This window comes from Pseudomonas persica, assembly GCF_900291015.1.
Classification (GTDB): domain Bacteria; phylum Pseudomonadota; class Gammaproteobacteria; order Pseudomonadales; family Pseudomonadaceae; genus Aquipseudomonas.
On sequence record NZ_OLKL01000140.1, the window covers coordinates 1 to 273 of the forward strand.

1 protein-coding gene is annotated in these 273 nt (G+C 36.3%); it reads right to left on the minus strand.

Annotation, left to right across the window (positions count from 1 at the left end):
- On the minus strand, positions 1 to 273 hold a 273-nt coding region (locus tag FQ664_RS27370), incomplete at both ends, for a hypothetical protein (RefSeq protein WP_178091080.1).

Consider the following 273-nt stretch of genomic DNA (forward strand, 5'->3'; position numbering starts at 1 on the left):
AAGTTAATGAAAGTGGAAACTAACATTTTTTGATTATCCTGAACTGTTTTCTCCACAAATCCTTCGCGTTCCATCTGCAATTTATTAAACTCATTGGCTTTTCCACTTAAAACCGCCTCCATCTCCCCGGGTGGCAGAGAAGATGACTTAATCTTACTTACTTCAGAATGATAATAATCTACCTCTTCTTCAATAAGTTCAATCTGCTCCCTGAGTATTTTTTCTCTTTTCAAGAAATCAAACCAAACCTTGTTTTCTTCAGACTGGGAAATC